The sequence below is a fragment of the Desulfosporosinus youngiae DSM 17734 genome, from assembly GCF_000244895.1.
GTDB lineage: Bacteria > Bacillota > Desulfitobacteriia > Desulfitobacteriales > Desulfitobacteriaceae > Desulfosporosinus > Desulfosporosinus youngiae.
In genome coordinates, this window is sequence record NZ_CM001441.1 from 2,835,157 (window position 1) to 2,854,031 (window position 18,875).

Sequence of the window (18,875 nt, forward strand, 5' to 3'; positions counted from 1 at the left end):
CACCCCAACAATTTTTTTTACCCTTATTATACAATGATCGAGTGTCAAAATGAACCTTCACAAATGAGGTTAATGGGAATAGCCTCTGTTACCTACAGGCTAATTTACTTAGGGGTTCTATATAGGGATTAAGAAGTTCCTGAAAGGTTTCACTTCCGACCCTTGAAACAAAATCATGAAACGACTCTTGGAAATGCCTTTGAGTTTTGTAAAGGCTGATAAAGTCCTCCAGGACCTGATGAACTCTGCCGGATGGGACTGCTCCTTGGAGCGTGGCTGCAAATCCGGCACTCATTCCGAGGCTTCCTCCAATCGAGAGTTCAAATTTCCCGGCGTTCCTACCTTTTACCGTCTCCAACGTAGCTCTTAATCCAATATCGGCAATTTGTAATTGACCACAGGAATTAGGACAGCCATTGACATGGATTCGAAGCGGGGTATCTAAATCAACCCTCTTACCAAGGGTTTGTGCCAATCTTGAAGCAAACTCTTTTGTTTCAGCGAAAGCTAAATTGCAGAACTCCTTTCCCGTACAGGAAACAGTGTATCCTACAAAGGGCTTTGGATATGGTGTAAAACGTTTGAGGATTGTCTCGGCAAGAAGGGCCTCAATATTTTCAGTCGGTATATTGACAAGCACCAGATTTTTCGAAAGACAGGTCCGAAGGGAACCATCTCCATACTTATCGGCACATCGCGCAACCTCAAGCAGATCGTCGGCAGACAGCCGGCCTAGTGGTACGGATAGTCCAACATAATTGAGGCCTGGTTGTCTTTGAGGATGAACACCGTAAAAATACCCCGCATTCCAGCCGAGAGTTAAGTCAATTCCACCACGTTCAAGAGGGCCGGTTAGTTTTAAAAGTTCCGTTTCAAATTTAGCTTTTCCCCAATCGGCCAAGAGAAATTTAAGCCGTGCGTGTCCACGATTCTTTCTGTAGCCAAAATCTCTGAAAAGAGTTGCAACAGCAATAGTAACCTTTAATACTTCATCAGGAAGAACAAACAGATTTAATTTTTGGGCCAGGTGGGGTTGGGACGATAACCCCCCGCCAACATGAACATGAAATCCGTAACGATTATTTTTAGCCGCTGGGGTGAAGGCAAGATCGTTGATTTGGGCATGCCCGGCGTTATAGACATTAGCTGAGATCGAAAGTTTGAATTTCCGCGGGAGATTTGAAAACTCTCTGTTTCCCTGAAAATAGTCAGAAACCTCCTGTACAAGCTCCCGGGTATCGAGGGTTTCATCAGGGTCTATTCCTGCGAGGGGATTCCCTGTAATTGTCCGGGGGCAGTCTCCTTCAGACCCGATTGTTTGCAGCTGGACCTTATCTAAAATGTTCATGATCATAGAGATAGTTTCTATCGTGAGCCAATGAAACTGGAAGGCCTGACGAGTTGTCAGATCCAGAATTCCCCGACCGTAATCTTTGGCGATAGTCGCCAGGACACGGGCTTGATCTGAATTCATGATTCCACTGGGAATTTTCACTCTCATTAGAAAATATCCGGCATCTCGTGGTCTTTGAACATTTACCCCTGCCCATTTTAAGAGATTGCGTTCTTTTAGATTGATGGATTCAAATCCGTATTTTTGGTACATCGGAAGTTTTTCAACAATATCCAAGCCGTCGTTTACTAGCTTTAGTTTCTCAAAATCGTTGAGTTCATTATAATTCTTTACCCAGGTTTTACTCACAGTCAAATCAAATACCTCCTAAACATACCAAAATACTTGGATTTAATTATACCATGTAGAATACTATAACTATGAATATTTGTCCAGACCTTTTAACACGGAAGAAAACAATGAAGACGGTACCAGTAAATGTATTTGACCTGACAAAAGAGTCTTTGTTATAATTCATTAAAAGTCGATAGGATTTATATACAATAAGGAGAATACTCCTTAAAATTTTGCGTTAAAATACAACTAAACCCATAGGAATAGATTACTTATTATTTGATGTGAAAGCTGGTGAACTATTTAATGAACTTAGAACTGAAGCTATTAAATACGGACATTCTGATTATCGGCGGCGGAACAGCCGGATGTTTTGCGGCTTTGACGATTGCTAATAAGTCCGGCTGCCAGGTCATTATAGCCGAAAAGGCCAATATTAAACGCAGCGGTTGCCTTGCAGCGGGGGTTAACGCCCTAAATGCGTATATCATTAATGGGGAAACCCCAGAAAGCTATCTGGAATATGTACGCAATGATGCGGAAGGCTTAATTCGGGAAGATCTCGTCTTTTCTATCGCCAAGAGGCTAAATGAAGTTACGCGTAAAGTGGAAACTATGGGGTTGGTAATCCAAAAGGACTCGAATGGTGATTACATCGCCCGTGGCCGGAGAAATATCAAAATCAATGGAGAAAATATCAAGCCGCTTCTGGCCAAGGCTGTTGAGCAAACGAAAACTATTCAGGTGCTTAACCAAGTAAATGTGTTTGATTACGTTATTCAGGACAACCGGGTAATTGGCGCTTATGGATTTTCCGTCAAAGACAAGATTTTTTACACAATTCAAGCCAAAGCGGTTATTTGTGCTGCGGGGGGTGCCGCAGGATTGTACCGTCCGAATAACCCGGGTTTTTCACGGCATAAGATGTGGTATTCACCATTCAACACCGGTGCCGGTTATGCCATGGGCATCCGGGCCGGAGCTGAAATGACGACTATGGAAATGCGTTTTATTGCTCTAAGGTGTAAGGATACCATTGCTCCGACCGGGACGATTGCTCAGGGAGCGGGTGCTTCGCAGATCAATGGTAAGGGGGAAGTATACGAAAGGAACTACGGAGTGCCGTCAACCCCCAACCGCATGTACTCAACCGTTAGGGAAAACATGGAAGGGAGAGGGCCTTGTTATCTGGAAACTAAAGGAATGTCCATGGAGACCCAGGAGGAGCTTTACAAGGCTTATCTAAACATGGCACCGGCTCAGACCTTGCGCTGGATTGAGCGCGGGCAGGGTCCGGCGGTGGAAAATGTAGAGATTGAAGGTACGGAACCGTATATTGTTGGCGGGCATGCGGCAAGCGGTTATTGGGTAGATACAAAAAGAGCTGCTACTCTGGCAGGACTATATGCCGCCGGAGATGTTGCGGGCGGCAGTCCTCAGAAATACGTGACAGGTTGTTTTGCTGAAGGTGAGATAGCGGCACTATCGGCAATGTCCTATATTGAAAGAAAAAGACCTTTCCCGATCGACAGAGAACAAATTATTGAAGCGTTTAACAATGTCTCACGATTCCTAAAGAATCCGCCCGGTTTATTGCGGATAGAAGATATTGAAGAGGCTATGCAAAAAGTGATGGATGAATATGCCGGAGGGATATCGTCCGGTTATATGGTGAATTTGAACAAATTGTCCATAGCACGGGAACAGATCAAAATATTATTGGATAGGTGCAGCTTTCTGAGAGCTAATGATATGCATGAGCTGATGTTTATCCATGAGGTGATTGATAGACTATATGTCTGCCGGATAGTGATAGAGCATCTGATAGCCAGAAGAGAAACAAGGTGGCATTGTTTTAATGAGAATGCTGACTATCCGAAAAAAGATGATGAACATTTTTTTAAGTATGTTAATTCACGATATCAGGATGGAGACATCGAGATTATTTTTCGGGAAATTGTGAAAAAGGATGAGCAGTATGAGCATCAAAATTAATCAGCAATTGTGTATCAGGTGTGGTAAGTGTGTAAATGCCTGCCCAGGCAATCTTTTAGACAGGGGCGATACAGGCCAAGCTTATGTCAAATATCCAAAAGAGTGTTGGGGGTGTACCTCTTGCCTGAAAGAATGTTCCAGCGGAGCGATTAAGTATTATTTGGGGGCAGATATGGGCGGCAGAGGGGGATATTTGTATACTAAACTCGATAAGGATCAGTTGCACTGGTTTATATGCAAACCGGATGGGAAAAATGTCTGTATTTCGGTAGATAGAACTCAGGCTAATAGGTATTAAATGCCAAAGGATCAAATTAGACTGTTGATAAGAGAATGTCGGTTTATAGCCGGCCTTCTCTTTTTCTATAGGAAAATTGTTAAGTAGGAAACTTACTGGTATCATAATAATAAAGAATCGGCGGGCAGGCCTAAATGGACTATGATTTTCGGGACCAGACAAACAGAAGGATTGAAATAGATGATGAAAAAACTAGTCGTTGGCATATTAGCCCATGTGGATGCGGGCAAGACCACACTATCGGAGAGTATGCTTTATCTGAGCGGCAAAATTGGCAGATTGGGCAGGGTGGATAATAAGGATGCATATTTAGATACCTATGAGCTGGAAAGGGCAAGAGGAATCACCATTTTCTCCAAGCAGGCCATGTTGGAGATAGGTGAGACTCAGATTATTTTACTGGATACCCCGGGACACGTGGATTTTTCGGCTGAAATGGAGAGAACACTTCAGGTGCTGGATTATGCCATTTTAGTGATCAGCGGTGCTGATGGGGTGCAGGGGCATACCAAAACATTATGGCGGCTCCTGCACATGTATCGGATACCAGTCTTTTTATTCGTCAATAAGATGGATCAGATTGGGACAGATAAGGACAAGCTAATCAAGGAATTGAAAAAACAGCTGGATGATGGCTGCATTGAATTTGGTCAAGCTGAGATGGACAATTTTTACGACCAGCTGGCCATGTGTGAAGAAATGATGATGGAAGCCTTTCTGGAAACCGGACATATTAAAAGGGTGCAGATTCAAAAAGCGGTCAGAGAGCGCAAGGTTTTTCCCTGTTTTTTTGGTTCCGCCTTAAAATTAGAAGGTGTCGAGCAATTTATGCAGGGCCTTGTGAACTATGCTATGATACCTTCCTATCCCCCTGAATTCGGGGCTAAGATATTTAAAATAGCCAGAGATGAGCAAGGGAACCGCCTTACCTACCTGAAAATAACAGGCGGAAGACTTAAGGTGAAAGATGTCTTAACCAACGGTATCCGGAAAGAGAAAGTGAACCAAATTCGTATCTATTCCGGACAGAAATTCGGGACAGTGAACGAGATCGAGGCGGGCTCTGTCTGCGCTGTAACCGGGCTCAGTCAAACCAGACCGGGAGAAGGGTTAGGGATCGAGGCAGCTTCCGCTGCACCGGTATTGGAGCCTGTGCTGTCCTATCAAATTATTCTGCCCGAAGGCTGTGATCCCAGAGTGATGATTCCCAAGCTGCGTCAGATCGAAGAAGAGGAACCGGAACTTCAGATTGTCTGGGATGAACAGCTGCAGGAAATTCAGGCTCAGATCATGGGAGAGGTGCAGATCGAAATTCTGCAGAGTCTTATCCAAAGCCGTTTCGGTATTGAGGTGGCCTTTGATGCCGGCAGGATTGTTTATAAGGAGACTATTGCCAATGTGGTGGAAGGGGTAGGGCATTTTGAGCCCTTGCGGCATTATGCGGAGGTCCACCTGTTGTTAGAGCCGTGGGAGCCGGGAAGCGGTCTGCAGTTTGGAACGCAATGCAGTGAGGATAGCTTAAGTAAAAGCTGGCAGCGCCTTATTTTATCCCATCTGGAAGAAAAAGTTCATAGAGGGGTTCTGACCGGGTCAGCGATTACCGATCTGAAAATTACCTTAGTCTCAGGTCGGGCCCACAATAAGCATACGGAAGGCGGTGACTTCAGAGAGGCTACCTACCGGGCGGTGCGCCAAGGTTTAAAAGAGGCCCAGTCCATAATGTTGGAGCCTTATTACACCTTTCAACTGGAACTGCCTGAGAAAATGGTGGGCAGAGGGATGACTGATATCGAGAAAATGCATGGCACCTGCGCAATATCCGAGACTAATGGCGAAACGGCGGTTCTGGTTGGGAGCGCCCCGGTTGTGACCATGAGGAATTATCAGAAAGAGGTAATGGCCTACACCAAAGGGCTCGGCAGGTTGTTTTGCAGCCTGAAAGGGTACGAGCCATGCCACAATGCAGAAGAGGTCATAGAAAACAGCGGCTATGATTCGGAAAGAGACCTGGCAAATCCGACAGGTTCGGTATTTTGTGCCCATGGTACGGGCTTTTTAGTGGAATGGGATGCCGTCAAGGACTACATGCATGTTGAAAGCTATCTTCAGCAAAAAGGCTCGTCGGGAGAAGCAGTCCTCAACCAGGCCACATACTCAGAGGAGCGGTGGATCAGTTTAGAGGAGATTGACCAAATTATCAACAATACCTTTTATGCCAACCAAGGGAAGAAGTCTGCCTGGAAACGACGCAAAACAGCCCGGGACAGTTATTATGAACAGGCTGCCTATGCCGACAGACAGAAGGAAAGCAAGGAAGAGTATCTCCTTGTGGACGGTTATAATATCATCCATGCCTGGCCTGAACTGAAAGAGCTTGCCGATGAGAATATGGACGGGGCCAGGATGAAATTGCTGGATACTCTCAGCAATTATCAGGGGATTCGCAAATGCCGGGTTATCGTTGTCTTTGATGCTTATCGTGTTCAGGGGCATGTCGAGGAAGTCATCGACTATCATAATATCCATATGGTCTTTACCAGGGAAGCACAAACGGCGGATCAGTATATTGAAAAATTCGCCCATGATAATCAGAAAAAATATAATATCACCGTGGCAACCTCAGACGGTTTGCAGCAGCTCATTATCAGGGGAGCGGGATCTGCTTTGTTATCCGCCAGAGACCTGAAGATTGAGATCGACGGGGCTAATGAACGAATGAAAAGGGAATATCAGGAGATGAAGAGAATAGATCGTAATTACCTTGTAGATGTATTGTCTCCAGCTGCGAAACAACAGATGAAAGAAATAGTTAACAAAGATAATGAACCGTAAAAAGTCATGTCTATAAATCGAGACGATGTGTCTTTTCTTATGGATGTTGTCTCAATTTAAAGACATATTTCTAATTGAAGTTAGACGATCCTAATAACTATAAAACTTTGACCTGAGACTGTCGCCAAATCAATTTACAGTGATAGTCAGAGGGTCCCAACAGTAAAAAAATACGCTTTGAAACGGCTTCTTAAGCCGCTTCAAAGCGTATTTTTATGTGATTTTTGTTTAACAGAGTTGTTTTGCAGAACACCTTATTTTGGAGAATATTCCGAACAATCGGAAATCTGGATTTATTATTGCATGTCCAAATTCATAGGAAGGAGGAAGGTTTAAAGGAGGTGGTTTTAGAAACCAAGACAAGCTTAACAATAAATGCAGGATGAAGAAATCAATTATCAATGAAGCGCACAACTGCGCACGTAAAGGAGAATAATCATGGAGATAAAAAAAGTTGGTGTATTGGGTGCCGGCACAATGGGTGCGGGGATTGCCCAAGTCAGTATTGAAGCAGGATATAGCGTGGTTTTAGTAGATGTTGTGCCGGAAATTGTGGAGGGGGCAATTAATCGTTTAGATAAGGCTTGGGCCAAAGCGGTTGAAAAAGGTAAAGTGACCGAAGAAGCTGTGGCTGATTATAAGGCCAAGCTGATCAAGAGCACGGATATTCATGATTTGAACGATGTCGATATTGTAATCGAGGCTGTTGTAGAGAACATTGATATTAAGAAAAAGGTTCAAAAGCAGCTTGGTGAACTCTGCAAAACGGATACTATTTTAGCCACCAATACCTCCGCTCTGAGTATTACAGAGATCGCTGCGGCAACTAATCGCCCCGAAAGAGTCGTGGGAATGCATTTCTTTAATCCAGTACCCGTCATGAAATTAGTTGAAGTCATTCCGGGTGTCGTTACAACTGATGATGTTACCCAGGCAGTCATTGAGTTAGCTAAGAAAATAGGCAAAGAGCCAGTACTAGCCAAAGAAAGTCCCGGCTTTATCGTTAACCGTATCTTGGTTCCCTATATGAATGAAGCCGCTAATGTATTCTATGAAGGCATTGCTACAGCAGAAGAAATTGACAAAGCAATGAAGCTGGGCGCGGGAATGCCCATGGGTCCTCTGGCCTTAGCAGATATGGTAGGAATAGATGTTGTTTTAGCAGTCTGCGATTTTTTCTTTAAAGAATTTGCCGATTCCAAATACCGCCCTTCTCTGGCTTTCAGACAAAAAGTACGGGCCGGACATTTGGGCAAGAAGACCGGCAGAGGCTTCTATGACTACAGTAACTAAGCTAATGGCTGTGATGCCGAGTTTGTTCTGCTAGTCTTATAAGTCTCTTAGTATTGTCCGGCGCCAATAGGGCAAACAACATGGCGCCGGCCTTTGAATCAAGGTAGTCTAAGGGATGCCTGAATCATGATAAAGATTTTTAATGGACGCTGGATAAAATATCCGCTCCAAGGAGGATTACTGCGTATTCTGGAGAAAATGCTGTACAAAGACTTTTCCAAACAGAACCTTTGATCCCATTCTACTAAGAAAAAGGACAGTTAAAGCGTATTATGGAGCAACCAATGCAACCAATTGACCAGGTTTTTCAGGGTATTCTGAAAGAAGCATTGACCTCAAAAGCATTGAGCATTAATAAAATTGCAATGTACATAAAAATGAGCCATTGACAAAACACAAAAAAACAGTTACGATACAGTGCATTAAGGTGAATAAAAGATAAAACCAACTCGTTTCCAGGTTTTAAACCTGAAAGCGGGTTGGTTTTAGGTAAAGCAGTTATGAAAGGATGCCAGACCAATACAACAGAAGGCTGCCGCTTATTCCATAGGACTTGGCTTGGCATTCTTATGAAAAACCTAGCTTGATAAAAACAAAGTATATATAGACGCTAGCTATCACTAGAGAGATCAAAGTCACCGGAACGCTTACTTTTAGAAAATCTGTAAAAGAAATGGGGGCTCCTTCCCGAACCGCTATGCTGGCTACAATCAGGTTCGCCGAAGAAGCAATTAAAGTACCGTTGCCGCCCAGACAAGCTCCTAAGGCAAGGGACCACCATATGGTGGAGATTTCCGTCTGTGACACAGCCAATTGGGTGCCCATATCCTGAACCATGGGAATCATGGTGGCCACCAAGGGAATATTGTCAACAAAAGCAGACGCAAACCCGGCTCCCCATAGTATGACTAAGGAAGTAAGCGCTATATTTCCACCGGTAACTTCTATCATCCAAGATGCCAATTGTTTAATAACGCCTACTTCAACTAACCCCCCCACCAGTACGAACAAACCGGCGAAGAAAAAGATGGTTACCCATTCCACCGAATGAAACACTTCGTCTAAATCACTTTCTTTGGTTCCGATGAGCATTAAAAGAGTGGCGCCGGACAAAGCTACCACCGCTGGTTCCATATGCAGAAATTGATGCAAGACAAAACCTAACAAGGTAAGGGCAAAGACAAAAACAGATTTTTTAGCCAATGCCATATTTTGAATATATTCGTTAGGATCGATGTCCATAAGTCCCTGTTGATATCGTTTCTCCGCATGAAGGTGGTTTTTAAAATAGAATTTTAGATAGGCGATAGTGATAAGCAGAATGATGATAATAATTGGTGTTATATGAATAAGGAAATCATTAAATGAAATATCTGCCGCTACGCCGATCATAATGTTTGGCGGATCTCCTACCAGGGTAGCCGCTCCACCAATATTGCAGACTAGAATTTCCGTAATGAGGAAAGGGATGGGGTTCATATGCAGAATCCGGGTAATGGCAATGGTGATGGGCGAAATCAATAAAACCATAGTCACAAGATCAATAAAAGCTGATCCAACGGCCGTCAGTAAAGCAAGCCTTATCAATATTTTCATAGGATCTCCATTGGCACTTTGAGCTGTTTTGATTGCAATATATTGAAAGATGCCGCTTTTGTTGGCAATACCCACCAGAATCATCATGCCGAGGAGCAGAAAGATGGTCGCCCAATGAATATGTTCCGTATAAGCCACATGTAAATCCACGATGCCAAATATAACCATCAAGAGCGCGCCGGACATGGCGATAATGGATCGATTAATTTTTTCCGAAATAATAAGGGCATAACTAGTAAGAAAAATGACTACTGCTACAATAATTTGCCAATTGGCTACGTTCGGTTCTACATTTATCACTGTTGTGGCCTCCTTCTTATTTTATTTTAAGGCTAGATATTGGTAGGAAGAACTAAAAGAGGTAAAAGGTCATAACGAAATAAAGGACTATAATCGCAAAAAATCTTTGTCCTTCTTCGCCGGATATTGATATTAGCATTAGCATTGCGGTGGCTCTTTCGTAAATTTTGCAACGTAAAATTAGCGGCACTGTTCCGCATTTTAAACCCCAGTCTGCTCATTGCTGATGGTTTCATTCGTCATAGACAAGTAAACTTTTTATCAAAACCGGACAACCCGGCCTACTTTTTACCCTATAAATTATAAAATTCACCATTCTCACTTTTGGGCAATGATCAGATTGCTTGGGTGGGTTAACTCCTTTTAAACCTGCTTATACAGGATACGGACGCTCCCGCTAATGAGTTTCCACTCCTCCGGGTTTATGTCACTATAATTTCTTTCCCCAATGCTTAGGCTAATTTATGTAAAAACAGCGTAGAATTATGATGGCTGCTTTCAATCCGCAGATGTTTGATTTTTGGTACACACCTAATTCTTTTCCGGCATACCCTATTGTCATTATTACTTGATAATTATGTCTTAATGTTATGTTTCTATTTTTCAGTATAGAATCTGGTATATTTTCAATCTCTTGTAAGCCCTGGAAGCTTGGTTGTGAAAAAATAAAAACATTTCTGCTGAAATACCGTTTTTTTGAAAGTCTCCTCGCCAATCTAACCATATAATACTATCATATATGATATGATAATTATTAGTCAATAGAACTATTGAAAGAATAGAAGGAATACAAGAATGTATAGGTTGCTATACATTTAACTTCCCAGATATTAATGGCAGAACGACAAATTAAACTCGTCTCAATGATTGTATAAAATTTTAAAAAGATTGTATTATCGACATATGATTCTTCGGCGAAAAGACGGCTATTAATGGCCGTCTTTATGTTTTATTGAAAGGAAAGAAACTGATGGGTAATTTGATGAGCGATGAAGGTAGGGAGGAAGCCGAAAGGAATTTTTCCGAGAGGATTGGCAGCGCCCCGTCAGAGTCTGTGTAATCCTCCCGGTTATCTTTTCACCTATTTCCTGCTTTTGGCCGATATAAACGGCATCTTTATCAATAGTCTTTGTTGATGCCAACCACTTGATCAAGGGATACGACAAAGGCAATTCCCTTATTGGGTTTGTTCAAATCCACTTCTTTCACAATGGCATCCAACACAGTCTGGACTTTATCTTTCTCAACCAAAGTTAACACAATTTCTTTTTCAGGTTCGATGCTAATCCCTAATAATAATCGAACAGCAGTGCCATGTCCGGAAAGAACAGTTCCTCCTTCAGCTCCTGCCCGATGGGTAACATCCACAATTTTTTCCGCTTTTCCTCTGTTTACAATGCTTACAATCAGTTTGTAACCTTCCAATCCCACTGCTAAACCTCCCTTAATTTAATTAATATGAGCAACTTAACTACTTCATTTTATTACAAAAAAAACAATTGGCAAGATGCAAAAAAATATTAATAAATGATTCTACTGCAAAAACCTCATAATATTACCTCAAACCTAAGAAAAAAGATAATTTCCTGGAAATCAAGCCAACATTCCGTATAGACGCTCTTCCAGAAGGAGCGTCTGTTTATCTTTGAGGTTTCTACATTTGTGCGGCACATTATTAATTATTTTTTCCCGTACTGTCGTTGGCTTCTTACTTAAGATATAAATTTCGTCGCCCAAAATCAAGGCATCATGAATGTCGTGGGTCACAAGCACTACTGTTCGCTGGTCTAGTTTCCAAAGGTCGTGAAAACATCGGAACAGGGAAAGCTTGATTTCAAGGTCCAAGGATTTAAAGGGTTCATCCATGAGCAAGATTTCAGCAGGATAAGCAAAAGCCCGGGCAATTGCCAGTCTCTGCTGCATTCCGCCGCTGATCTTATCCGTATAATAGTCTTTGTATTCCCATAACTGAACCATTGTTAAAACCTTCTCAACAATAGCCTTTCGTTCGGGAGCTGACATACAGTCCTTTAAAATGTACTCCACATTTTGAGCGGTTGTCTTCCAGCTTAAAAGTCTCGGTTCCTGGAACAAATAACTGATGGTTTTGCTTTGGAAACCGGAAATGCTGCCGGAGTCCGATTCCAGAATCCCCGAAAGAAGATTTAACAGCGTGGTCTTTCCGCACCCGGAAGGACCTAGGATACAGGTTACTTTGTGTTCGACAATTTCCATGTTGAAATCCTTTAATACTTCTAATTGATTAAAGTTTTTAGATACTTCATTGATTGCATAGGACATGTTTCACGTTCCTTTTTCAATTCTTTTTTTAATATGCCCCAGGGCATAATCAAAGATTGCGGATATAAGAATGGCTGCCAGCGTCCACGCAAAGACACCCGCCGTGTTTAAGTAAACCTTCTCCAACTGCAGGCTTGTTCCCATGGAGATTTTTGGCTGACTAAATACTTCTGCCGTAATGATCACTTTCAAGTTTAAGCCCAAGGCCGTGGAACTGGCTGAAACCAAGTGCGGCAACATGGAAGGCAGATATAGTTCCCGCACCATTCTGGATTTTTTCACATGGTATATCTTCGACATTTCTACCAGCTTGGAGTCAACATTCTGTATTCCTGTTGTTATGTTGGCATAAAGAATCGGAAAAATGACCAGAAGACCGATCAGAATCGTCGCCCGTTCAGTATCCAGCCAGATTAAAGCCAGCAGAATAATGGACATTGAAGGAGTTGATTTTATCGTGATAACCAGAGGATTCAATAGATAATGCAGAGGAGGCCATAATCCGGCCGGTATACCAAGCAATAAAGCTGCCAAAAAGGCAATTGAAAAACCTGCCAGGCATCTCGATACCGTATGGAGCACGGCCTGAAGAAAGTCCCTGGACGGCAGAAGTTGAACCAAATCCTTTAGAACGGTCCAAGGAGAGGGCAGAAGAATTTCCGCCCCCACGACAACCGCTGCCAATGCCCAGAGGATCACCAGGCTAAGGACTGCCACAAGGGTATACAGTTTACTTGGCCAGATAGAAGCTTTCATCGGGAAGCTTTCCTCCTATAGTCTCGGGCGAGAAATCCATCAGCACCTTTAGATATTCTTCAATAGCGCTCCGTGCCTCCTTGGCGCCAACATACCGTATATTGCTCCTGACCAGCCCTGTTTCTACCACCTTAGCCTTCATCCCGGTTTGGAGCTCTTCTGCATACGCTCCTGCTTGCCCGGGGTTCTGATTGATCCATTGGATACTCAGCTCTAATTCCTTTAGAAAGTTATCCACTACCTGTGAATGTTTGTCAGACAAGTTATTACTGATGAGCAGGGATGCTTGAGGATAGCTGGCATTGATTCCGCTTGCTTTTTCCCATTCCGCTTGGAGGTCCAGGAGGACTTTGGCATCCTGCTTTTGCAGGAGCACCTGAGATCCAACGGGTTCGGGAATTACAGAAAGACTGTTTTTGCCTGAAATCAGAGATTGGGCTAATTCCTGACCGCTGCTCAGATAATGGAGTACAACATCCTTCTCGGGGTTCAAACCATTTTTCTCAAGCAGGTAGCGGAAGATAACATCCGGAGTTAACCCCCGGCCCATGTTGTAAATTTCTTTTCCTTTTAAATCCTCCCAGCTCTTTACCTCTTCAGTTCCCACTACATATAGAACCCCCCATACCGTGGAGGCTGCCAACTTGTAAGGCACGTTCTTGCTATAGAGCATGGCGGCCAGATTGGTAGGCACTACTGCGATGTCTGCTTCCTGGGAGATCACCTTGGAGGCCATGAGATCAGGGGACTTCACTATTTCATAACTAACTTCCACTTCTTCACCCAACTCAGGTTTTTCTTTAATCATTTTGATCATACTGAGGGCGGTAACGCCATCCGGTACAGCAACCTTAAGGACTGATTTTTCTTGGATTTGGGTTTTCTCCGTTTTTTCAGCGATTACTTCCTGTGAGTTACTTCCGCATCCCGCTAAAATCCCTATTAATAACAAAATGCTCATTGCTAACAAAATTAGTTTTCTCATCATAACAACTCCTCTTCATAGTTTATAGGTAATATAGGAAGGATTGGATTTTCATGCTAAGTGACTGACTCTGATTTCCGTCAAAGGTCAAGTCCAAAATGGGCTTCGAATCTCTGTTATTCAAGTCTTTTTGAAGGATACTCAAAATTATCCCTGTGTTATCGTACATGGAAGCAGCAGTGACGAGGCCCTGAACCCTTCCGGATACTGCCTTAAGCTTGGCCAGCCTGTACCTTCCGTTTGCTCCGGCAAAATAGTTCAGGTGTTCATCTGCTGTTTTCACCAGAGTGTTAAGGTTTTGTTCATAAGGACTATAGGACCCTAATGTCTGGGACAGCCGTTGTATGGCATCTCGGGCAAGGTCCAGGTTTTTTCGGTAGGCACCCGTCTTTTTGCCTTGTGCACAGGAATCTTTCCAGATAAACCACAGCCATTCACTTAAGGGCTGGTGCAAGATCTCAACTTTTTGCTCCATAAAGCGGATACTGTGATCGTTCATAAAATCATTGAAGAGGATGGCCGGATCTCCTAGAACATAAACTCTTTTTTCAGCCGGTACGCGGTTCCTTTCGGTCACGATTCTTTCCGCCAGATTTTCCAGATGACGGAATGTCAAATTTTCGCTTCCTCCTATAAACGAAAGCACTTCCCTGAGATAATGGCTCCTTTGCTCAGGGGTTGCTGCCATAACCAGATCTCCGGCTAGCAGACCCATGAGCCAGGGCTGCACTTTTTCCGGAACCTTCGAAGGAATATCTTCAATAAAGGGTGAGATTACCTCCACGTCAGGATAACCTGCCTGTTCCAGCTTCATCTGAAGCAGACGATTATACTGACCCTCTGCTTCAGTTCCTTCATTCGTGGGAATCAGAAAGGCAGTGGGATGTTGCTGGGGAGTCTCCTCCAAGGTAGTGAAAACATCCCCTAAAAGCGTTGTCAGAGTGAAATATTCCTTTGTCCTAGTGAAGGCTCTACCCCGGGCTAAAGAAGTTTCTGAGGTCATGGGAAGTATTTTGGCACGTGTGCCCTCTCTTATAAGCAACTGGGCCAATATAGCGGAATATGGATAGAGGTAGGGGAGATATACCGTACTTTCCTGCTTGAGTTGTGCTATGGAAGTCGGAGTCCTGACTGCCTGATGAATGACTTTGTCTGAATAAACCTTTAAATCCTCCAGTTTTTCCGCTGGAACCGGATATTGCTTCAAACTGCTTACGAAAGCTTCCAACCTGGTGATGACTCCAACACTTGAAGAGTGCTCGTCAACTTCGATGTGAAGGTAGGGCTTACCCTGCATTTCCTGCTGGAAGTACTGGGAAAGGAGGGTATCCGGTCCGCAGCCGTGACTGGTAATATAAATTGCGAAGAGAGAAGGGTGCTGTCTGACGATTTGTGCACCGGACAAAATATGCTGTCCGAAAGGCCAGTACATATTAGGATATTCGCTGAAAAGATCATGGTTATGAGCGGGCAGCATGGACAATGTAAGAACCTTGTAACCCATTTCTCTCAGTTTCTCAGGAATTTTCATATTTAAGGCAGGATCTGCAATATTATAAGGTCTGCTGATGAGAACAAAGGCTTTTTCTCCGGGCTTGAGGGAACTGGAAAACTCAGTGCCTACAGCCTCCATGTCCTCCTCATATTTTTTAAAGGCGGCCATTCCTTTAGCGGCGGCACTTAAGGTCAGTACCGGGTTTTTACCCAGGTCCTTACCCAGGGCTATGAGGGTTTTCAACATGTAAGTCTTGCCGAATTTAAAGGATAGAGAGGGGGAGAGCAGCTTAATTCCTTTGTTTTTCAGTTCCATGGTCTTTTCGATGATTTTCGGTGATGTTTGCATATAGACACAAGCGTAATCCTGACGAGTCTTGGAAACAGCGTGCTTCATAGTATATAAGGCTGGCAGGAAGATATAATCCACGCCACGCTCCGCTAACCAGGCTACATGTCCGTGGATCAACTTCACCGGATAGCAGGTCTCTTCAATCGAAAACTGTTGACTGAGACGGATAACCTCTTCGCCGGTGGTATCGGATAAACGTACGTTATAACCCAGTTCCTTAAAAAACACGTTGAACATGGGAAACAGTTTGTGCAAGAACAAGACTCTGGGAATTCCTACTGTTTTTTTAGTCTTGTCTGCTGGTCCATCATAGTTCTGCAAGTATAAGGCTTCCATTCTGTTCAGGGTATGGGGGGCATCACCGTCTTTATTATTGACATTAGGAGCAGCGGGAAGGGGTTCACGCTTCAGAGCTAAGCCTTTAAACAAAGTGGGTCCTTCAGACTTCTCCTCCATAGTGAGGATGGCGGCACCTAAAGCACCGGTTACGCTGAAATGGTCGGGAAGGAGGATGTCCTTGCCAAGAATTGATTTGAAGGCATTGACAACACCAGGGTTGTGACCCACACCCCCTTGGAAGAAGATCGTGTTGCCAATATGCTTTTGACCGACAACCTTGTCAAGGTAATTTCTCACAATGGAGTAACACAATCCTGAAGCAATGTCCTCCATACCGGTACCGTGTGAAAGAGCTGCGGAAATATTGCTTTCTATGAAAACGGTGCACCGTTCTCCCAGATTGGCAGGATGCTCACTGGCCAAGGCAAGATCACCCAGTTTTTCAATAGGAATTTGTAGTTTTTTGGCCTGTTCTTCTATGAAAGAGCCGGTACCTGCGGCGCAGATTTTATTCATTTCAAAATCAGTGACAACTCCGTTGTCAATTCTAATGTATTTAGAATCCTGTCCACCAATTTCGAATATGGTATCTACCTCCGGGTTTAAAGTCATTGCAGCTCTTGCCTGAGCCGTTATCTCATCCTTAACGACATCAGCCCCGATCAGACGTCCGATCAGGTACCTGCCGGATCCGGTTACACCTGCCCCCAGAATTTTCACATTCGATCCCAGCTCTTTATAAATGTCCAGCAAACCTTCCCGGACTACGTCTATCGGTTTGCCTAAAGTTTTTAGATACCGGCTGGTAATCACCCGTTTTTGCAAATCCATGATAATGAGGTTGATACTGGTAGAGCCTACATCCACTCCCAGGTAGGCTTGGAGGGGCTTTTCCTGAAAATTCGTGCTTATACAACGATGCTTGTTTCTGTAGTCAGGCTTTCCAAAGCCCGCCAGCGGTACCATAGTGCTTGGGGCTGCCCGCAAATCCACAGTCCGTCCAGTTAGTTCCTGGAGCAATTCGGATATATCCAGGGGCACACTTCCTGTGGAGGCCACCGCTGCAGCACCGGCAGCCGCTGCAACTTCCGCTTTCGGATGTACAAGAAGGTCGGCTTCCGATAAACCTAATACCGAGTGCAATGCCTTTATAATACCAAGATTCCGGGTAACAGCTCCGGCAAAGAAGACCGGCTTATTCAAAGGAAGTTTTTTCATGACGGTTCCCCGATAATTCTTTACCACAGCATAGGCTAGTCCTAAAAGTATGTCCTCAATCGGAACCCCTTCCTGTTGATGATGAATGATGTCGGTTTTGGCAAATACGCTGCACCTGCCGGCAATTCTAGGTATAGAGACGGCTTTTTCGATGTAGCTTGAATAATTCTCCAGCTTCAGGTTTAGGCGTAATATCTGTTCTTCCAGAAAGGAGCCGGTGCCTGCTGAACAATCTGAGTTCATGAAAAACCTTATCCGTGATTTATCGGTTTTTGAGAAATCAGTAATAAAGCGGGCAGTCTGAGCACCAATCTCGATGATAGATGCCGTTTCCGAATGCAGAATCAGGCTTCCTTCCACCACTGCGGCTACCTCGTTGATTACCTGCAGGCTCCGGCACTTTTGGAGAAGACCGCTGATATTTCCTGTAACCCCGCAGGAGACAATCTGCTCCGGACTGCAAACTTCCAGCATTTCCGCCAGCAATTTTTTTAGGGTTCCTTTTACATCTCCTTGATGGAAGACATAGCGATCATAAAACAGTTGTTTGTTTTTATCTAAAAGAACCAACTTTACAGAGGAGGCTCCTAGATCAATTCCTAAATGAACCATGTGTATTAACTCCTCCTAATCATTCCTAGTCTTTATGAAAGTGATAATCAATATCATTTACAGGATAGACTAAGTATAGTAAAATGAGAGGAGTTAAAACAGTATCCAAGGTTACACTTTTAAACTATTTTAGAAGGTAAGGACGGTTGTTAGGAAATGATATGGTCGATAATGCAACAGACGGCATTTTGTCGGGGAATCCCAGCAGAAGATATCCAGGCCCTCTTTACCCATGTCCGCTATGTCGTCCGCTCCTATACAGCTAAAGAGGTCGTTTTTTCTGAAAACGACCTGGCGGAATATGTGGGAATTGTTTTATCCGGGAAGGTGGAGGTTCAAAAGCTTTTCTCCGATGGGAAAGTAGTATTGGTTTCCCAGCTGGGAGAGGGGGGAGTCTTCGGAGAGGCGGCCGTGTTGTCGGAAAGCGTTCACTATCCGGTCACGATATATTGCCGTAAACAAAGCGAACTACTGCTGATCGATAAGCCGCAGCTGCTGAAGCTTTTATCTCTGGACAGCCGTGTTTTGGAAAACTTTCTAAAGCAGTATGCCAACAGACTTTTTAAAATGAATCAGCAAATTGAATTGCTTTCCCAATCCTCTATGCGGCAGAAGATTGTTTTTTATCTGTTAACTGAGCGGAGAAAGCAGGCGGCTGCCGAACACATTGAATTGCCTTTTTCCCAAAGGGCATGGGCAGAGTATATGAATGTTTCCAGGCCATCCCTCAGTCGTGAATTAAAACGAATGAATGATGAGGGGCTGCTTCAAATTGAGAAAAGAAGAATAAAGCTATATTTAATATAATTAAAAGCAA

The 18,875-nt window shown here is 43.7% G+C and carries 12 protein-coding genes; 5 read left to right on the forward strand and 7 right to left on the reverse strand.

The genetic code is table 11. The features are described 5' to 3' along the window. Positions 1-88 precede the first annotated feature (88 nt). The gene (locus tag DESYODRAFT_RS13120; RefSeq protein WP_242833692.1) at positions 89-1,702 is read right to left on the reverse strand and encodes a nitrite/sulfite reductase; all 1,614 of its coding nucleotides are present in this window, start codon (positions 1,700-1,702) and stop codon (positions 89-91) included. A gap of 291 nt (positions 1,703-1,993) precedes the next feature. Here DESYODRAFT_RS13120 and DESYODRAFT_RS13125 point away from each other — a divergent pair, with 291 nt between their 5' ends. From DESYODRAFT_RS13125 to DESYODRAFT_RS13140, 4 genes are all read left to right on the forward strand, one after another. After that, on the forward strand, positions 1,994-3,682 hold the full coding sequence (locus DESYODRAFT_RS13125; RefSeq protein WP_007783807.1) for an adenylyl-sulfate reductase subunit alpha: 1,689 nt from the start codon (positions 1,994-1,996) through the stop codon (positions 3,680-3,682). Continuing rightward, the gene (locus DESYODRAFT_RS13130) at positions 3,666-3,980 is read left to right on the forward strand and encodes a 4Fe-4S dicluster domain-containing protein (protein ID WP_007783809.1); all 315 of its coding nucleotides are present in this window, start codon (positions 3,666-3,668) and stop codon (positions 3,978-3,980) included. Before DESYODRAFT_RS13125 ends, DESYODRAFT_RS13130 begins: the two co-directional genes overlap by 17 nt. Before the next feature lie 183 nt (positions 3,981-4,163). Then, positions 4,164-6,812, forward strand: a complete 2,649-nt coding sequence (locus DESYODRAFT_RS13135) for a translation factor GTPase family protein (protein ID WP_042339699.1) — start codon at positions 4,164-4,166, stop codon at positions 6,810-6,812. Between the two features lie 438 nt (positions 6,813-7,250). After that, positions 7,251-8,105 carry a 3-hydroxyacyl-CoA dehydrogenase family protein gene (locus DESYODRAFT_RS13140; protein WP_007783813.1) on the forward strand — a complete coding sequence of 285 codons (855 nt, stop codon included), beginning with the start codon at positions 7,251-7,253 and terminating at the stop codon, positions 8,103-8,105. Between the two features lie 567 nt (positions 8,106-8,672). Here the strand turns inward: DESYODRAFT_RS13140 and DESYODRAFT_RS13145 are convergent. The 6 genes from DESYODRAFT_RS13145 to DESYODRAFT_RS13170 all read right to left on the reverse strand — a co-directional run bounded on the left by DESYODRAFT_RS13145 (position 8,673) and on the right by DESYODRAFT_RS13170 (position 18,058). Continuing rightward, positions 8,673-10,001: an ArsB/NhaD family transporter gene (locus tag DESYODRAFT_RS13145; protein ID WP_007783818.1), complete on the reverse strand. Its 1,329-nt coding sequence runs from the start codon at positions 9,999-10,001 to the stop codon at positions 8,673-8,675. Between the two features lie 1,119 nt (positions 10,002-11,120). Next, positions 11,121-11,432 (reverse strand): P-II family nitrogen regulator, encoded by a 312-nt coding sequence (locus tag DESYODRAFT_RS13150; RefSeq protein WP_007783820.1) that lies wholly within the window; start codon positions 11,430-11,432, stop codon positions 11,121-11,123. Positions 11,433-11,594: 162 nt separating this feature from the next. Continuing rightward, positions 11,595-12,302, reverse strand: a complete 708-nt coding sequence (locus DESYODRAFT_RS13155; RefSeq protein WP_007783821.1) for an ABC transporter ATP-binding protein — start codon at positions 12,300-12,302, stop codon at positions 11,595-11,597. Positions 12,303-12,305: 3 nt separating this feature from the next. Continuing rightward, a complete protein-coding gene (locus DESYODRAFT_RS13160; RefSeq protein ID WP_007783823.1) occupies positions 12,306-13,058 on the reverse strand; it encodes an ABC transporter permease in 753 nt (250 codons plus the stop codon). Further along, on the reverse strand, positions 13,033-14,046 hold the full coding sequence (locus DESYODRAFT_RS13165; protein ID WP_242833461.1) for an ABC transporter substrate-binding protein: 1,014 nt from the start codon (positions 14,044-14,046) through the stop codon (positions 13,033-13,035). The genes DESYODRAFT_RS13160 and DESYODRAFT_RS13165 overlap by 26 nt, the downstream gene beginning before the upstream one ends. 19 nt (positions 14,047-14,065) lie before the next feature. Beyond that, a complete protein-coding gene (locus tag DESYODRAFT_RS13170; protein ID WP_007783827.1) occupies positions 14,066-18,058 on the reverse strand; it encodes an acyl-CoA dehydratase activase in 3,993 nt (1,330 codons plus the stop codon). Positions 18,059-18,214: 156 nt separating this feature from the next. On the opposite strand from DESYODRAFT_RS13170, the gene DESYODRAFT_RS13175 reads away from it, so the two are divergent. Beyond that, complete coding sequence (locus DESYODRAFT_RS13175) at positions 18,215-18,865, forward strand: Crp/Fnr family transcriptional regulator (protein ID WP_007783831.1); 651 nt, start codon at positions 18,215-18,217, stop codon at positions 18,863-18,865. Positions 18,866-18,875 lie beyond the last annotated feature (10 nt).

Excerpts from the sequence above, each read along its gene's own strand:
- DESYODRAFT_RS13135 (WP_042339699.1), top strand. The coding sequence starts at position 4,164 with ATGAAAAAACTAGTCGTTGGCATATTAGCCCATGTGGATGCGGGCAAG.
- DESYODRAFT_RS13170 (WP_007783827.1), bottom strand. The coding sequence starts at position 18,058 with ATGGTTCATTTAGGAATTGATCTAGGAGCCTCCTCTGTAAAGTTGGTT.
- DESYODRAFT_RS13160 (WP_007783823.1), bottom strand. The coding sequence starts at position 13,058 with ATGAAAGCTTCTATCTGGCCAAGTAAACTGTATACCCTTGTGGCAGTC.
- DESYODRAFT_RS13165 (WP_242833461.1), bottom strand. The coding sequence starts at position 14,046 with ATGATGAGAAAACTAATTTTGTTAGCAATGAGCATTTTGTTATTAATA.
- DESYODRAFT_RS13155 (WP_007783821.1), bottom strand. The coding sequence starts at position 12,302 with ATGTCCTATGCAATCAATGAAGTATCTAAAAACTTTAATCAATTAGAA.
- DESYODRAFT_RS13125 (WP_007783807.1), top strand. The coding sequence starts at position 1,994 with ATGAACTTAGAACTGAAGCTATTAAATACGGACATTCTGATTATCGGC.
- DESYODRAFT_RS13175 (WP_007783831.1), top strand. The coding sequence starts at position 18,215 with ATGATATGGTCGATAATGCAACAGACGGCATTTTGTCGGGGAATCCCA.
- DESYODRAFT_RS13140 (WP_007783813.1), top strand. The coding sequence starts at position 7,251 with ATGGAGATAAAAAAAGTTGGTGTATTGGGTGCCGGCACAATGGGTGCG.
- DESYODRAFT_RS13130 (WP_007783809.1), top strand. The coding sequence starts at position 3,666 with ATGAGCATCAAAATTAATCAGCAATTGTGTATCAGGTGTGGTAAGTGT.